Origin of the sequence: Mesorhizobium erdmanii, from assembly GCF_013170725.1 — a bacterium.
Taxonomy (GTDB): Bacteria; Pseudomonadota; Alphaproteobacteria; order Rhizobiales; family Rhizobiaceae; genus Mesorhizobium; species Mesorhizobium erdmanii.
Window position 1 is genome coordinate 1181140 of record NZ_CP033361.1, and the last position, 15482, is coordinate 1196621.

Here is a 15482-nt window from a genome sequence, read left to right on the forward strand (position 1 = left end):
CGGGCGCGACGGATTTCTGTCAAGGCGGCGTTTTGCCGAAATCCATGCTGCCTGGCGCATGGCAGCCGGCTCTTGCCGGTTTGGCGTGCAATGGCTACATGTCGGCAACAATTGGAGACCGGCATGCTCGCCCTCATTCAAACAATCGTCATGGCGCTTGACCTCTACTGGTGGATCATCATCGCCTCGGCGATCTTTTCCTGGCTCTATGCCTTCAACGTGGTCAATTCGCGCAACCAGTTTGTCGGCAGCATCGGCAACATGCTCTACCGGCTGACCGAGCCGGCGCTGCGGCCGATCCGGCGTTTCATGCCCGATCTCGGCGGCATCGACATTTCGCCGATCATCCTGCTCTTGATCCTGTTCTTCATCAGGCAGTTCATTCTCACCACGATTGCGCCGCTGGTGCTGTGAGCCCCGCGACCGCATGAGCGCGCCGTTCCGTGTTCGCGAGAACGGCATCGACCTGTTCGTGCGGCTGACGCCAAAATCGTCCTCGGATCGGCTCGAAGGCGTCGAAACATCGGCCGACGGGCGATGCCATTTGAAGGCGCGTGTCCGCGCCGTGCCGGAAAACGGCGCCGCCAATCAAGCGCTGGAGAAGCTGGTCGCCAGGACGCTGGGGGTGCCGGCATCGGCTGTTTCAGTTGTTGCCGGCGGCACGGCGCGGCTGAAGACGCTGCGCGTCGTTGGCGAACCGGAAATGCTGACGAAGAGCATCGAGGCGTTCGGCGTATAGTCCATCGCCTCGCCGCGCGGCGCCCGGGTCAATCGCCTAGCGGCAGCCTTGGGTCGTCGACCTTCAGCGTGTTCACGCTCTGCTTGATGCGGCGCAAATTCTCCAGCACTTTCGGGCCGCGCGTCTCAGCCACCGATGTCACGATCATGTCGACGATCGCCAGCAGCGCGTAGCGCGACGATGTCGGCTTGTAGATGTTGCCATCCTCGAGCGGCTGCAAATGGATGACCGTGTCGGCAGCCTTGGCCAGTGCCGAATCGGGAGCGGTGATGGCGACCGTGGTGGCGCCATATTGCTGGGCGACCTGCACCGCCTCGATGACCGAGCGCGCATAGCCCGACACCGAAAAGGCGACCAGCGTGGTCTCCGGCGTGGCGACGGCAGCGTACATGCGCTGCAACTGGCCGTCGATCTGCGCCAGCACGGGCAGGCCGAGCCGGAACAGCCGGTTCTGCATTTCGGTCGCCATCATCGAGGAGATGCCGCCGGAGCCAATGCACAGCACGTTGCCCGACGTCGCCAGCCGCGCGGCGACGGCGACCAGCGTCGTCATGTCGAGGTTCTCGCTGGCGCGCTGGATGGCCGTAACGGCCGCTTCGGTGATGGCCGTGGCGATGCGCTGCTCGCGGGCGTCCCGGCTCAACGGCTCGGGTGACAGATACTGGCCGCCTATGGCGATGGCCTGCGCCAGATAGAATTTGAAATCACGCAAGCCCTCGCAGCCGAGATTGCGGCAGAAACGGGTTACCGTCGGTTCGCTGACGCCGACGCGCGCGGCAATTTCGGAGATCGCCGCCTTGGAGGCGAAATCGAGATCGGAGAGCACAAGGCCAGCCAGCCGGCGGTCCGATTTGGTGCCGTCCTGCGACATCAGCTGCAGCCGCGTGATGATGTCGGCCGGCGTCTTCATGCCCGTGTCTTCGTCATCACGTTGGTCGCTTCGTCTTCATGCCATTGCCTTCGCAGGGGTGGCGTTATAGCGGCAGGCCGGTCGCCTTGTCGAACAGATGGATGTTGCCGGGATCGACCGAGACCGGCAGCAGATCGCCTGGCCTGACCGGCACCCTGTCGCGGAACACGGCCCGCACGGTGTCGGCGCCGATGGCGCCATAGACATGGGTCTCGGAACCGGTCGGCTCCACGACATCCACCTTGAGCGCCATGGCGTCGGTCGCCTCGCCGATAACGAAATGCTCGGGCCGGATGCCTGCCTCCACGGTGCTACCCGCCGGCAGCGCCTTGCCGGCAAGGGCAAGCCGGCCGCCGCCGGCCGATTCGAACCATGTCTTTTCGGGCGTTGTCTTCAGAGCGCCGGAGACAAAGCTCATCGAGGGTGAGCCGAGGAAGCCGGCGACGAATTTGTTGGCCGGCCTGTCATAGAGCTCCAGCGGCGCGCCGACCTGCTGGATCCGGCCTCGATCCATCACGACGATGCGATCGGCCATGGTCATGGCCTCGATCTGGTCGTGGGTGACATAGACGATGGTCGATTTCAGCCGCTGGTGCAGCGCCTTGATCTCGGTGCGCATCTGCACGCGCAATTGCGCGTCGAGATTGCTGAGCGGCTCGTCGAACAGGAACACCGAGGGTTCGCGCACGATGGCACGGCCCATGGCGACGCGCTGGCGCTGGCCGCCCGAGAGCTGGCGAGGATAGCGGTCGAGATAGGAATAGAGGTTGAGGACGCCGGATGCCTTCTTGACCTTGTCGTCGATCGCGGCGCGGCTCTCACCGCGGATTTTCGGGCCGAAGCCGATATTGTCCGAGGCCTTCAGGTGCGGGAACAGCGCATAGGACTGGAATACCATGGCGATGTTGCGCTGCTGCGGCGGCAGGTCGTTGGCGCGGAGGCCGCCGATCAGCAGGTCGCCGGAGCTGATCGTCTCCAGCCCGGCCAGCATGCGCAGCAAGGTCGACTTGCCGCAGCCGGAGGGGCCGACCAGCACCACGAACTCGCCGCTCTTGATATCGAGGCTGATGTCCTCGAGGATCCTGTGCTGGCCGAAGGATTTCGACAGGTTGCGGAACTGGACGTCGGTCATGGTCACGCTCCCAATATGTCGTCGATGAACGGCAGGCAGCCGGCGGTCAGCCCGGCATCGACGGGCATCACCACGCCTGTTACGCCCGAGGCGCGGTCCGATGCAAGGAAAGCAACTGCTTCCGCCACTTCCGAGGCATTGACGATGCGGCCGAGCGGATAGAGCCGCTTGAGCTTGCCCAGGATCTCCGGGTCCTTGGCGAGGCGGTGGTCCCAGGCAGCGGTGCGGATCGATCCGGGACAGACGACGTTCGCGCGCACGCCGCTGCGGCCAAGTTCGACGGCGACCGATTTGGCATAGGCGTTGATGCCGGCCTTGGCGGCGGCGTAGGCCGGGTTGCCGAAATGCGCGATGGCATTGACCGACGAGATGAAGACGATGCTACCTGAACCGCGCGCGGCCATCGCCTTCGCAAGTGGGTCGGCGAAGGTCATCACCCCGGTCAGGTTGAGATCGAGCTCGTGCTCAATTCTGTCGGTGTCGAGCGCATAAATCGTCTCGGCGCGCGTCCAGCCGGCATTGTTGATCAGGATGTCGGGCACGCCATCCCTGTCCAGCACGGCAGCGATCCCTGCCTCGATCGAAGCCCGGTCGAGAAGGTTGAAGACATGGCGCGAGGCCAGCCGCGGGCTTGCCAGCGCCTCCTCTGACTGGTCGCAGCCGACCACGCGTGCGCCCCTGTCTGCCAGCAATGCGACGATCGCCGAGCCAAGACCGCCACCGGCCCCGGTGACGACGGCAGTCCTGCCTTCGAATTCGGCTTTCGAAACCACGGCGCTCGCTCCTTCCGCAGATCAGGCAGATCCCCCGCAGGCTATTGAAAGGAATGTAATTAAGCAACATAATAATCCGCTTGCATGCCGTAAATTCATCGATAATGTAGGAAAGTCACATAAATCTTGTGCCAGCCCATCGGCACAGGGAGCGCAAATGCGCGGAGCAAATGGGAGAGATGAGATGAGCCTTGCCAAATGGACTGCCGGCCTGATGGCCGGAATGAGCATGCTGGCCTTCGCGGCGCAGGCGAATGCGGGTGAAGTGCGCGTCACCGTCGCCGAATACAGCGCCAAGACCGGCCCCTATTTCGAGGAAGTGAAGAAGGAATTCGAGGCGAAGAACCCCGGCATTACCGTCAAGTTCGAAGTGGTGCCGTGGGATGTGTTGTTGCAGAAGCTGACCACCGACATCACCGCCGGCACCAATGCGGATCTGTCGATCATCGGCACGCGCTGGCTGATCGATTTCGTCCAGCAGGATGTCGCCGAGCCGCTCGACGGCTACATCACGCCCGAATTCAAGGGCCGATTCATCGACACGTTCCTGTCGCCGTCGATCATGGGCGGCAAGACCTACGGCCTGCCGATCGCCGCCTCGGCGCGCGCCATGTATTACAACAAGGAGCTGTTCGAGAAGGCCGGCATCGCCAAGCCGCCGGCAACCTGGACCGAGCTGCAGGACGATGCGCGCAAGATCAAGGCGCTCGGCTCCGGCACGTTCGGTTTCGGCCTGCAGGGCAAGGAGATCGAAACCGACGTCTATTACTACTATGCGATGTGGTCGCAGGGCACCGAGATCCTCAACAAGGACGGCACGTCGGGCCTCGGCACCCCGGGCGCGCTCGAGGCCGCCAAGCTCTACAAGTCAATGATCGACGAAGGGCTGACGGAGCCGGGCGTCACCTCCAACAACCGCGAGGACGTGCAGAACCTGTTCAAGCAGGGCAAGGTCGGCATGATGATCACCGCGCCCTTCCTCTCCAACCAGATCAAGGACGAGGCGCCGAGCCTGAAATATGGCGTCGCCGCCATTCCGGCCGGCCCGACCGGCGCACGCGGCACCTATGGCGTCACCGATTCCATGATCATGTTCAAGAACTCCAAGAACAAGGATGAAGCCTGGAAGCTGATGGACTTCCTGTTCACCACGGAGCAGCGCGCCAAGTTCACGCAAGGCGAAGGCTTCCTGCCGGTGAACAAGGAAGAGGCCAAGATGGACTATTACGTCCACAACGCGGACCTCGCCGCCTTCACCGCGCTCTTGCCCGACGCACGCTTCGCGCCGGTCATCCCGGGCTGGGAAGAAGTCGCCCAGATCACGTCCGACGCGATGCAGAAGATCTATCTCGGCGGCGACCCCGAGGCAGGCCTGAAGGATGCGGCGGCCAAGGCCAATGCCGTGTTGAAGAAATAGGGACAGTGCCGAAGACATAAGGGCGTATCTCCCTGCGCCCGTGGCGCGCCCCAGACTCAGGCGGGGCGCGCCACATCTTGCCGATGCGAATTCTGAATTCGCCAGCCAGGCCAGCCGATGCAAAATCGTTTCCTGCCCTATCTCCTGACCTTGCCCAGCCTGTTCCTGGCGGCAGTCGTCATCTTCTGGCCGGTCTGGGACCTGATTCAGATCTCGACCCATGATGTCAGCCGCTTCGGCCAGCTGCGCGACTTCAGCGGCCTGACCAATTTCGCGGCGCTCATCGGCGATCCCGACTTCGTCGCGGCACTCTGGCGCACCGGTCTGTGGACCGTGCTGGTGGTCGGTGGCGCGCTGCTGCTGTCGGTGCCGGTGGCGATGATCCTCAACACCGACTTCTATGGCCGCGGCGTCGCCCGCGTCATCATCATGCTGCCCTGGGCGGTGTCGCTGACCATGACCGCCGTAGTCTGGCGCTGGGCGCTGAGCGGTGAAAGCGGCATGCTGAATTCGGCACTGCTCGGCCTCGGCCTGATCGATCACAACATCCAATGGCTGGCCCAGGCGGAAACCGCCTTCCCGATGCAGGTGATGATCGGCATATTGGTGACGGTGCCGTTCACCACGACGATCTTCCTCGGCGGCTTGTCGTCGATCCCGGACGATCTTTACGAGGCGGCGGCGCTCGAAGGGGCCACGCCGCTGCAGCAGTTCCGCGAGATCACCTTTCCGCTCTTAAAACCGTTCATCAACATCGCCATCGTGCTCAACACCATCTATGTCTTCAATTCGTTCCCGATCATCTGGGTGATGACGCAGGGCGGGCCGGCCAACTCGACCGACATCCTGGTCACCCACCTCTACAAGCTCGCCTTCCGCATCGGCAAACTGGGTGAAGCCTCGGCGGTGTCGCTGGTGATGTTCGCCATATTGCTGGTCTTCACCATGATCTATGTACGCCTCGCCATGCGGGAGCAGCGCGCATGAGCAGCAAGCTGAAGCGGACCGTCATCGCCTGGCTGCTGCTGGCGCCGCTGATCGTGGTGACGCTGTTTCCCTTCGCGGTGATGTTCCTGACCGCGGTCAAGCCACGGCAGGAAGTGCTGTCACCGACATGGTGGCCGAGCGAGTTCCGCTGGTCGAACTTCTCCGACATGTGGGTGGCGACCGGCTTCGGCCAGGCGCTGGCCAACTCGCTCTACGTGTCGGTTATCGCCACTGTCGGCGCCATCCTGATCTCGGTTCCCGCCGCCTACGCCATGTCGCGCTTTCGCTTTGCCGGCTATGGCGCCTTCCGCCAATTCCTGCTGATCTCGCAGATGATTTCGCCGATCGTGCTGGTGCTTGGCTTGTTCCGGCTGATGGCCGCCTGGGGGCTGGTCGAATCAACGACGGCGCTGGGCTTCATCTACATGGCCTTCAACGTCGCCTTCACGGTGTGGATGCTGCAGAGTTATTTCGACACCATCCCGCGCGATCTCGAGGAAGCCGCCTGGATGGAGGGCGCCGGCCGCTGGCTGACCCTGCGCAAAGTGTTCCTGCCGCTTTGCCTGCCGGCGATCGCGGTGACGGCGATCTTCACCTTCATCAACGCCTGGAACGAGTTTGTCGTGGCGCTGACCATGCTGCGCAGCCAGGAGAGTTACACGCTGCCGATCCAGGTCTTTTCTCTCGTTGCGGGCCGCTACACGATCGAGTGGCACCACGTCATGGCGGCGACGCTGCTGGCGACCTTGCCGGTGGCGATCCTGTTCATCTGGCTGCAGCGCTACCTAGTCAGGGGACTGGCGCTCGGGGCGGTCAAATAGCCGCGATTCATCACGGAGTTTACATGCGTATCTTCACCGCCTCACTGGCGACGGAAACCAACACCTTCTCGCCGGTCCCGACCGACCGGGCCTCGTTCGAGATGGCGTTCTATGCCGGGCCGGGCAAGCATCCCGAGACGCCGACACTGTGTTCCTCGCCAATCGTCGCCTTGCGCCGGCGCGCGGCGAAAGAAGGGCTGACCGTGATCGAAGGCACCGCCACCTGGGCCGAGCCCGGCGGTCTAGTGCAGCGGCAGACCTTCGAGGCGCTGCGCGACGAGATTCTTGGGCAGCTAGAGGCGGCGCTGCCGGTCGATGCGGTCATCCTGGGGCTGCATGGCGCCATGGTGGCGCAGGGCTATGACGATTGCGAGGGTGACCTGCTCGAGCGCGTGCGGGCAATCGTCGGGCTTGACGTGGTGATCGCCTCAGAGTTCGATCCGCACAGCCATCTGACGCCGAAGCGCGTGGCGGCCTCCGACATCATGGCCTATTTCCTCGAATTCCCGCACACCGATTTCTACGAGCGCGGCGAGCATGTCGTCGAGCTTGGGCTGGCGGCGGCGCGGGGCGAGATCAAGCCCGTCATTTCGACCTTCGACTGCCGCATGATCCAGGTGCTGCCGACCAGCCGCGAGCCGATGCGCTCCTTTGTCGACCGCATCAAGGCGCTGCATGGCAGGGACGGCGTGCTGTCGGTCTCGGTCGTCCACGGCTTCATGGCGGCCGACGTGCCGGAAATGGGCACGCGGATCCTTGTCGTCACCGACAATGACAAGGCCAAGGGCGACGCGCTGGCGGAGCGGCTCGGGCGCGAGCTCTACGGCTTACGCGAAAAGACGGCGATGACGATGCTGAACACCGATGATGGCATCGACCGGGCGCTTGCGGTTCGCGCTGAAAATCCGGGCAAACCGGTGGTTATTGCCGACGTCTGGGACAATCCCGGCGGCGGCGTTCCCGGCGACGGCACGTTCGTGCTGCGCCGAATGCTGGCGCGTGGGCTGGACAATGTCGGCGTGGCAACGATCTGGGACCCGATCGCCGTCACCTTCTGCCTGGCCGCCGGCGAAGGCGCGCTCATCGACCTGCGTTTCGGCGGCAAGGCCGGTCCGCAGGCCGGTGAGCCGATCGACGCGCGCGTCAAGGTGCTGAAGGCCGTTGCCGAGGGCTGGCAGAGTTTCGGACCAAGCCGGGTGACGCTCGGGCCGACCGCGCTGGTCCGCATCGAAGGCACCGAGGTCGACATCATCCTCAACACCAACCGAACGCAAACCTTCGAGCCGGATATCTTCTCCAACATCGGCGTCGATCCGCTGGGCAAGGATATCCTGCTGATCAAGTCGACCAACCATTTCTACGCCGGCTTCGAGCCGATCGCCGCCGAGATCATCTATGTCACGGCGCCGAGTTCGTATCCCAGCAACCCGGCGGTGACGGACTACAAGAAGCTGACGCGGCCGGTATGGCCACGGGTGAAGGATCCTTGGGAGAGCCGCTGATCTCCCCCCTTGAGGGGGAGATGTCGCCGAAGGCGACAGAGGGGGTCGCCTCACGTGAAGCGCCAACCTTCATCCGCCGCAGCAGGTCGCGCCCTGTCGGACCGACCCCCTCTGGCCGCTTTGCGGCCATCTCCCCCTCGAGGGGGGAGATCGGCGCTACACCAATCCCCGCTTCACCATCATCGCTTCGGGCGAAGGCATCTTGCCGCGAAACGCGGTGTAGAGTTCTTCCGGGTCCTTCGAACCGCCGGCGGCGTAGATGTTCTTGCGCAGCCGTTCGGCCAACGCCGGGTTGAAGGGATCGCCAGTCTCCTCGAAGGCGGCGAAGGCATCGGCGTCGAGCACTTCCGACCACATGTAGGAGTAGTAGCCGGCGGAGTAGCCGTCGCCCGAGAAGACATGGCCGAAATGCGGGGTGCGGTGGCGCATCGCGATCGTGTCGGGCATGTCCAGCTTTTCGAGCGTTTCGGTTTCGAAACGAAGCGGTTCCGCCGGGGCATCCGGCCGCGCGTGATAGGCCATGTCCATCAAGGCGGAAGACGTGAATTCGACCGTGGCGAAGCCGGCGCCGAAGGTGCGCGTGGCCAGCATCTTGTCGAGCAGCGCTTTCGGCATCGGCTTGCCGGTCTTAACGTGCAGCGCGTGCTTTTCCAGCACCGCCGGCACCGTCAGCCAATGCTCGTAGAGCTGGGAGGGCAGTTCGACGAAATCGCGGCTGACGGAAGTGCCTGACACCGACGGCCAGGTGACGTCCGTCAGCATGCCGTGCAGCGCGTGGCCGAATTCGTGGAACAGCGTTTTCGCCTCGTCGACCGACAGCAACGCCGGTTCTCCCGCAGGCGGCTTGGCGAAGTTCATGATGTTGTAGATCACCGGCTTCGAGCCGTGGCCAAGCTTGTAACCGGACTTCAGCGCACTCATCCAGGCGCCGGAACGCTTCGAGGGCCGCGCGAAATAGTCGGCGAGGAACAGGCCGCGCTCACTGCCGTCGGCATTCTTCACGACGAAGACGCGCGCGTCCGGATGCCAGGCGACAATGCCCTTTCTCTCCTCGAAAGTGATGCCGAACAGTCTTGTCGCGACATCGAAGCAGGCGTTGATGACGCGGTCGAGCTGCAGATAAGGCTTCAGTTCCGCCTCGTCGAAGGCGAATTTTTCCGCGCGCAGCTTCTCCTGGTAGAAGCGCCAGTCCCAGGCGGCGAATTTTTCGTTGCTGCCGGCTTCCGCCGCCAGCCGTTCCAACTCCTTCTGGTCGGCGGCGGCCTTTTCCAGCGCCTTTTCCCAGACCGGGTCGAGCAGGTCGTGCACCGCCTTCGGCGTCTTGGCCATGGTGTCGTCGAGCTTCAGCGCAGCGAAGGAGGCGTAGCCGAGCAGCTTCGCCTTTTCGGCGCGCAGCTTCAGCATGTCGCGTACCACGGACGTGTTGTCGGAGGCGCCGCCATTCTGGCCGCGCATGGTGAAGGCGCGGAAGGCGATCTCGCGCAGATCGCGGCGTTCCAAGAAGGTCGAGAACGGCTCGTAGATCGAGCGCGACAGGGTGACGGCGTAACGGCCCTTCTGGCCGCGCATCTCGGCGGCCTCGGCCATCGAGCTTTTCAGGAAATCCGGCAGGCCGGCAAGATCGGCCTCGTCGAGGAACAACGCCCAGTCGCGTTCGTCGGCCAGCACATTCTGGCCGAAAGTCGTGCCGAGCGACGACAGTTCCTCATTGATCCTGGCCAGCCGCTTCTTGCCCTCGGCATCGAGCTTGGCGCCGGAGCGGACAAAACCTTTCCAGGTCTTCTCCAGCACCCGCAGGGTTTCGGCGTCGAGGCCGAGGCTCTCGCGGCGCTGGTAGAGGTCGTCAATGCGGGCGAAAAGTTTCTCGTTCATCGAGATCGCCGAGAAATGCCTGGACATTTTCGGCGAGATGTCGCGCTCCAGTGCCTGAATGGCATCGTTGGTGTGGGCGCCGGCGCGGCACCAGAAGATCGACGAGACGTGGTCGAGCGCCTCGCCGCCGAGTTCCAGCGCGGCAAGCGTGTTGTCGATGGTCGCCGCATCCTTGTTTCCGGCGATCGCATCGATCTCCGCCTCATGCGCCTTCAGCGCCGCGTCGAAGACCGGGGAGAAATCGCCGTCGCCGATCTGGGCAAAATCAGGTAGGCCGAGCGGCCCTTGCCAGGCGGTCAGCGGATGGGCGGCGAGGTCGACGGCTTTCGGAGAGGGCATGGAGGGTCTTTCGCTGGCATCAAGGAGGAGGGTGTCTCGGATGTAGGGCGCGGCCCACGAGCCCGCAATATGGCAGCTGGCCGGTCCGGCTCAATAGCCCTCGCAGTTTTCGGCGATGGCCGCTTGCGAGCTGGCGGTGATGTGGTTGTCGGTCACCGCGAAGGTTTCCCGCATCAACACGTCATTGTCGGGGAAGTCGTAGCAGGCGATCACCGTTGTGACGCCGCCTTCGCTCTTTGCGATCCGATGGCGGATCGCGGCGCCCGCGACGGCACCCTTCCATTCATCGAGCGCGGCAATGAATTCCTGCTTGCTCTGAACGATGCCAAGGTCGTCAAGTTTGATCCGGACGTCGTCGGCAAGCAGGTCGGCGAGTTCGGTGCGGTCTGCGACCAGCAGCGCCGAATACCAGCGGCTGATGATGGCGCCGTCATCGGCGCGCGCGGCAATAATCGCTATAAGCAATGCGGCGGCCGTTAAAACGACCGAGCGGACGTTCGTCACCCGGCGCGCCGCGCCGTTCATTCCAGCACTGGCCGCTCGAAGTCGCCAGTCTCCTTGTTCATCACCCAGAGCTCGCCGGTCGAAATGTCGAACCAGGCCCCGTGCAGCGACAGCCGCCCCTTGCCTTCAAGGATCGAGACACAGGGAAAAGTCCTGAGGTTGGCGATGGAATAGCGGATCGATATGCGTTCCAAGGCAGTCTGGCGCTCCGTCGCCGTCATCAAGGTGCTGGAGGCGACGGTCTCGGCGGCGGGCGCGATCAGGCTCATCCATTTGCCGATGAAGTCGCCTGGAGACAGCGGCGCCGATGTGGTGTCGAGCGCGGCGCGGATGCCGCCGCAGCGGCCGTGGCCCATGACGACGATGTTCTTGACCTTGAGGCTCTGCACAGCGAATTCGAGCGCGGCCGAGGTCGAATGGAACTCGCCGTCCGGCTCGTAAGGCGGCACCAGATTGCCGACATTGCGCAGCACGAAGAGTTCGCCCGGCCCGGCGTCGAAGATCGCTTCGGGGGCCGAGCGCGAATCGCAGCAGGCGACGATCATCGTCTCCGGGGCCTGCCCCTCACGCGCGAGGTCGCGATAGCGGCCGCTCTCGGTGAGGTAGCGGCCATTCATGAAATTGCGGTAGCCGGCGACGAGGTGGTCAGGAAGATGAGGCATGGGCGGCTAAGGCCTTTCCGGGGTTGGAGGCGGCAGCTCTGCTATTGTGCTTTACTCATGGTGCGATCGTGAAAGGCTCTAACGGCAAAAGCCCGTCACGAGCAATGCAGAATTGTGGGGGCTGGGCAGAAATGCCATGCGTCAAAGCGCGACATCCGCCGATACTGTCACGCCCAGATGGCGACCGGTATGCCAAAACCGTCAGAGTGTGGCGGGTCAGGCAGCGGCCTGGCCGTGCCGCCGGCGATGCGGCCGGCGATCAGCATCATGACGGCGGCATCGAGAAAATCATCGGCGGCCGCACCGCGCGGCGGCAGCCGGTCGAGGAAGTCCATGGCATAGCCGTGTCGGCAGAGCAGCGCCTTGCGCTCCGCCATGCCGGCCGGATTGACGCTGCCCTTGATCTTCTTCGGCAATTGCATGGCCTCACCGCCATTCAGGCGACGGAAGGCGACTTCCGGATGCGATTCGAAGATGCGGCCACGCAGATCGGGCCGTGCGATCAGCAAGGTGTCGATCTCGCGGATTTTCGAGAAGATGCCGAAGGCCTGGATGGAAACGCCGCGTGGCGGGTCGGATGTGGCCCTTGCCACCTCGCTTGCCCTGCGATGCGCGGCGTACCAGGCTTCGACGGTGGTGAAATCGCTGGTGTCGGCATAGAGCGCCGACCGCGAAGGGATCGAAAACACGCTGGATTGGCGTGGCCCGAGCAGCGGCCGCACCAGCGCCTCCGGTCCACGCCCGCCTTTGCCCGAAAACTCCGGCAGGCCGATCGGCATGTCGACGGCGACCACCGCGTCGTCGGGAACTGCCTTGAGCAACGCGCTGAAGCTGGCGAAGACATTGACCGAAGGTGCCATGCCGGGCTCGCGCCGCACGGCGATCCAGCCGTCCTTGCAGCCATCGGCGCCGACAAGCACAACCTTGGCCGGCACAACCTCCGTCGAAGTCACGCCCGGCGGTCCCGCCCCGGATGCGTGAGGTGGCGCAGCTGCACCATGGCCATCGGGTGCGACAGGCTTTGCGCATCGGTTTCAAGCTGCAATTCGTCGCCGCCGCGTTTTGAGGTGCGCGCCAGGATTTCGTAGACCGCCGCCGTGGTCGATTGCAGCGCCTTGATCGGCGGCTGGCCGGAGAGGATGCGGGCGAGGTAGACGGCCGCCGTCAGGTCCCCCGGGCCGTTTGGCGGCTTGTCGATCAGGCGGTGTTCGGCGAGCAGTGCCTGGGTGCCGTCGAGCAGCAGGTTGCCGGTGCCGCCTGAAATCATCGACTGTGCCGAGGTGACCAGCATGGTCGACGGTCCGGCGTGAAGTGCGGCCGAGATCACCGATTTCAAATCAGGCAGCGGCGCGCCGGCCATCCATTCCAGTTCGAAACGGTTGGGGGTGGCTATGTCGGCGATCGGCATCAGCCGGTCGCGCATGGCGGCGGCGGTGGGCTCGGGCACATAAAGGCCGCCGGAATCGCCCATCACCGGGTCGCAGATATAGACGGCACCCGGCGTCCTGGCCTTGACCGCGGCAACCAGCGAGGCGACGGCCTCGGCCTGGCCGGCTTCGCCCAGATAGCCTGACAGCACGGCGCCGACCTCGCCCAGCCATGGCGCGCGCTCGAGATCGGCCATCAGCGCCTTGAACTGGTCGAGCGGTGGAACGATGCGCGTCGCCCGGCCGTGGCCTGGATGCCAGGGCAGAATAATGGTCGGCACCGCCCAGACCGGAAAGCCCAGCGTCTCCAGCGCGAAGACGGCGGCACGGTTGCCGACCGAACCGCGGGCGACATGGCTCGAAATGACGATGACCGCACGCGGCGCGTCGGGTTTTTCGGCGCTCATTGTTTTTTGATTCCTAGCTGCCCCGGGTGAGGAAAAGCACGAGCCAGACCATCAGGCCCAGCGCCAGAAGCAGGCCGAGTATCCTGCCAATGCGCGTGCCCCAGACTTCGATCGGATCGGTGCGGTCGGCGTCGGTGGCGGCGACATGGTCGCGCATGCCTTTCGTCGTCCGCGCCACGAAGGAGGTGCCGGCCGGATCGGTCTCTTGCGCGACGCGCTCGAGGATACGGCGCGATTCCCTGTCGCTGTCCTGGCGTTGCGCCATCATGATGTCCCGTTTTGACCGGACCTTATCGCGTTCGCGCGGCCAATCACAGGGCCTTGCGAGGCGTGGAGCGTTCCGGGGCGGCAGTAGCGGCCGGTGGCCGTTTTCTTGCGCGCCGATTGTGGTAATGCTTCGCATGCAACTTCTACCGAGGGAACCATCATGCTTGCCCAGCGCCTTGCTCGACCATCGACATTCCGCACGCTGCCCGCCTTCCTGATGATGGCAATCGTGCTGCCGCTGCTTGCCGGCTGCGGTTACAACACGATCCCGACGGCGGAGGAAAACGCCAAGGCGGCCTGGAGCGAGGTGCTGAACCAATATCAGCGCCGCGCCGACCTCATTCCCAACCTGGTCGAAACGGTCAAAGGCTATGCCTCGCATGAAAAGGACACGCTCGACGCGGTTGTCGAAGCGCGCGCCAAGGCAACGCAGATCACGGTGACGCCGGAAACGCTGAAGGATCCCGAGGCCCTCAAGAAGTTCCAGGACGCACAAGCCGGGCTGACCAGCGCGCTGTCGCGGCTGATCGCGGTGTCGGAGGCGTATCCCGATCTCAAGGCCAACCAGAATTTCCTCGCTCTGCAGGCGCAGCTCGAAGGCACCGAGAACCGTATCGCGGTGGCGCGGCGCGATTACATCCAGGCGGTCAGGGACTATAATCTGACACTGAAGACCTTCCCGTCGGTGCTGTGGGCGACTTTCTGGTTCCGCGGCAATGAGCCCTTCGCCAATTTCACCGTCGACGAAGACAAGATGCAGCCGCCGAAGGTCGATTTCGGCACGAAGCAGGGCGGCTGAGCGGCGGCTGTCATCAATAAATTCCGCGAAAACGACGGACCGCTGGCGTGCAACCACCCCCCTCTGTCCTGCCGGACATCTCCCCCTCAAGGGGGGAGATTAGCGTTGGGGCGCCTCGCAGTTACATCACTCTTCTTGGGCTTCTTCTCGGGTTCCTTCTCTTTCCCCTGACCGCCTTCGCCGCCGACCTGCCGGCACTGACTGGCCGCGTCGTCGACAATGCCGGCATCATCGATGCCGGCACAAAGGCGGCGTTGACGCGGAAGCTGGCCGACTTCGAGACCAAGGGTTCCGACCAGATCGTCGTCGCCACCATTCCCAGCCTCGCTGGCGAGGAGATCGAACCCTACGCCAACCGGCTGTTCCGCTTCTGGAAGCTCGGCCAGGCCAAGGAGAACAATGGCGTGCTGCTGCTGGTCGCGCCGAACGACCGCAAGATGCGCATCGAGGTCGGCTATGGGCTGGAAGGCACGCTGACGGACCTGCACACCAAGCTGATCATCGAAAACGACATGGTGCCGGCTTTCCGCGCCGGTGATTTCTCCGGCGGCATATCCAAGGCCGTCGACGACATGATCATGGTGCTGGAGGGCAATCCCGAGGAGCTGGTAGCGCGCGGCAAGCGCAACGAGCAAGCGCCGTTCAATACCGACAATCTGTTCTTTGCCGTCTTCGTCAGCATCTGGCTGATCATCGTGTTCGGCAGCATCGCGGCATCGATCCTGCCGCCGATCTTTGGCCAGAAGCTCGGGCCCGGCCGTTATCGCTGGCTCGGCATGACGTTCGAGCCTGGACGGCGCTCCTCATCCGGGGGTGGCTGGTCCTCGGGCAGTTCCGGTGGTGGCTGGTCTTCGGGTGGGGGTGGCTTTTCCGGCGGCGGCGGCTCGTCTGGCGGTGGCGGCTCTTCGGGAAGCTGGTGAGGGC

The 15482-nt window shown here is 64.1% G+C and carries 17 protein-coding genes; 8 read left to right on the plus strand and 9 right to left on the minus strand.

Features of this window, described 5'->3' with window-relative positions; genetic code table 11:
- Window positions 1-123: 123 nt before the first annotated feature.
- On the plus strand, window positions 124-414 hold the full coding sequence (locus EB233_RS05645) for a YggT family protein (protein ID WP_027053128.1): 291 nt from the start codon (window positions 124-126) through the stop codon (window positions 412-414).
- 13 nt (window positions 415-427) lie between these two features.
- Window positions 428-739 carry a DUF167 family protein gene (locus tag EB233_RS05650; protein WP_064991106.1) on the plus strand — a complete coding sequence of 104 codons (312 nt, stop codon included), beginning with the start codon at window positions 428-430 and terminating at the stop codon, window positions 737-739.
- Between the two features lie 28 nt (window positions 740-767).
- Here EB233_RS05650 and EB233_RS05655 read toward each other — a convergent pair whose 3' ends face one another.
- The 3 genes from EB233_RS05655 to EB233_RS05665 all read right to left on the minus strand — a co-directional run bounded on the left by EB233_RS05655 (window position 768) and on the right by EB233_RS05665 (window position 3554).
- The gene (locus EB233_RS05655; RefSeq protein ID WP_027053126.1) at window positions 768-1649 is read right to left on the minus strand and encodes a MurR/RpiR family transcriptional regulator; all 882 of its coding nucleotides are present in this window, start codon (window positions 1647-1649) and stop codon (window positions 768-770) included.
- A 64-nt stretch (window positions 1650-1713) separates the two neighbouring features.
- A complete protein-coding gene (locus EB233_RS05660) occupies window positions 1714-2781 on the minus strand; it encodes an ABC transporter ATP-binding protein (protein ID WP_064991107.1) in 1068 nt (355 codons plus the stop codon).
- A gap of 2 nt (window positions 2782-2783) precedes the next feature.
- On the minus strand, window positions 2784-3554 hold the full coding sequence (locus EB233_RS05665; RefSeq protein WP_064991108.1) for an SDR family NAD(P)-dependent oxidoreductase: 771 nt from the start codon (window positions 3552-3554) through the stop codon (window positions 2784-2786).
- 184 nt (window positions 3555-3738) lie between these two features.
- Between EB233_RS05665 and EB233_RS05670 the strand changes: the two genes are divergently transcribed.
- From EB233_RS05670 to EB233_RS05685, 4 genes are all read left to right on the plus strand, one after another.
- Window positions 3739-4971: an ABC transporter substrate-binding protein gene (locus tag EB233_RS05670; RefSeq protein ID WP_064991109.1), complete on the plus strand. Its 1233-nt coding sequence runs from the start codon at window positions 3739-3741 to the stop codon at window positions 4969-4971.
- Between the two features lie 117 nt (window positions 4972-5088).
- Window positions 5089-5958, plus strand: coding sequence for a carbohydrate ABC transporter permease (locus EB233_RS05675; RefSeq protein ID WP_027053122.1), 870 nt, complete (start codon window positions 5089-5091; stop codon window positions 5956-5958).
- Entirely contained in the window at window positions 5955-6779 is an 825-nt protein-coding gene (locus tag EB233_RS05680) for a carbohydrate ABC transporter permease (RefSeq protein WP_027053121.1), read from the plus strand. Before EB233_RS05675 ends, EB233_RS05680 begins: the two co-directional genes overlap by 4 nt.
- A 23-nt stretch (window positions 6780-6802) precedes the next feature.
- On the plus strand, window positions 6803-8281 hold the full coding sequence (locus EB233_RS05685) for a M81 family metallopeptidase (RefSeq protein ID WP_064991110.1): 1479 nt from the start codon (window positions 6803-6805) through the stop codon (window positions 8279-8281).
- 156 nt (window positions 8282-8437) lie between these two features.
- On the opposite strand, the gene EB233_RS05690 is transcribed toward EB233_RS05685, so the two are convergent.
- From EB233_RS05690 to EB233_RS05715, 6 genes are all read right to left on the minus strand, one after another.
- Window positions 8438-10492 (minus strand): M3 family metallopeptidase, encoded by a 2055-nt coding sequence (locus tag EB233_RS05690; RefSeq protein WP_064991111.1) that lies wholly within the window; start codon window positions 10490-10492, stop codon window positions 8438-8440.
- Between the two features lie 90 nt (window positions 10493-10582).
- Window positions 10583-11017, minus strand: coding sequence for a hypothetical protein (locus tag EB233_RS05695; protein WP_064991112.1), 435 nt, complete (start codon window positions 11015-11017; stop codon window positions 10583-10585).
- On the minus strand, window positions 11014-11658 hold the full coding sequence (locus tag EB233_RS05700; RefSeq protein ID WP_064991113.1) for a carbonic anhydrase: 645 nt from the start codon (window positions 11656-11658) through the stop codon (window positions 11014-11016). Before EB233_RS05700 ends, EB233_RS05695 begins: the two co-directional genes overlap by 4 nt.
- Window positions 11659-11825: 167 nt before the next feature.
- Entirely contained in the window at window positions 11826-12611 is a 786-nt protein-coding gene (locus tag EB233_RS05705) for a DUF429 domain-containing protein (protein WP_064991114.1), read from the minus strand.
- Complete coding sequence (pdxY, locus tag EB233_RS05710; protein WP_064991115.1) at window positions 12608-13492, minus strand: pyridoxal kinase PdxY; 885 nt, start codon at window positions 13490-13492, stop codon at window positions 12608-12610. The genes EB233_RS05705 and pdxY overlap by 4 nt, the downstream gene beginning before the upstream one ends.
- A 13-nt stretch (window positions 13493-13505) precedes the next feature.
- Entirely contained in the window at window positions 13506-13757 is a 252-nt protein-coding gene (locus tag EB233_RS05715; protein ID WP_064991253.1) for a hypothetical protein, read from the minus strand.
- A 162-nt stretch (window positions 13758-13919) separates the two neighbouring features.
- Here EB233_RS05715 and EB233_RS05720 point away from each other — a divergent pair, with 162 nt between their 5' ends.
- Together EB233_RS05720 and EB233_RS05725 are read left to right on the plus strand one after the other, a co-directional pair.
- A complete protein-coding gene (locus tag EB233_RS05720; RefSeq protein ID WP_027053113.1) occupies window positions 13920-14558 on the plus strand; it encodes a LemA family protein in 639 nt (212 codons plus the stop codon).
- Between the two features lie 125 nt (window positions 14559-14683).
- Window positions 14684-15478 carry a TPM domain-containing protein gene (locus EB233_RS05725; RefSeq protein ID WP_244277766.1) on the plus strand — a complete coding sequence of 265 codons (795 nt, stop codon included), beginning with the start codon at window positions 14684-14686 and terminating at the stop codon, window positions 15476-15478.
- Window positions 15479-15482: the final 4 nt, after the last annotated feature.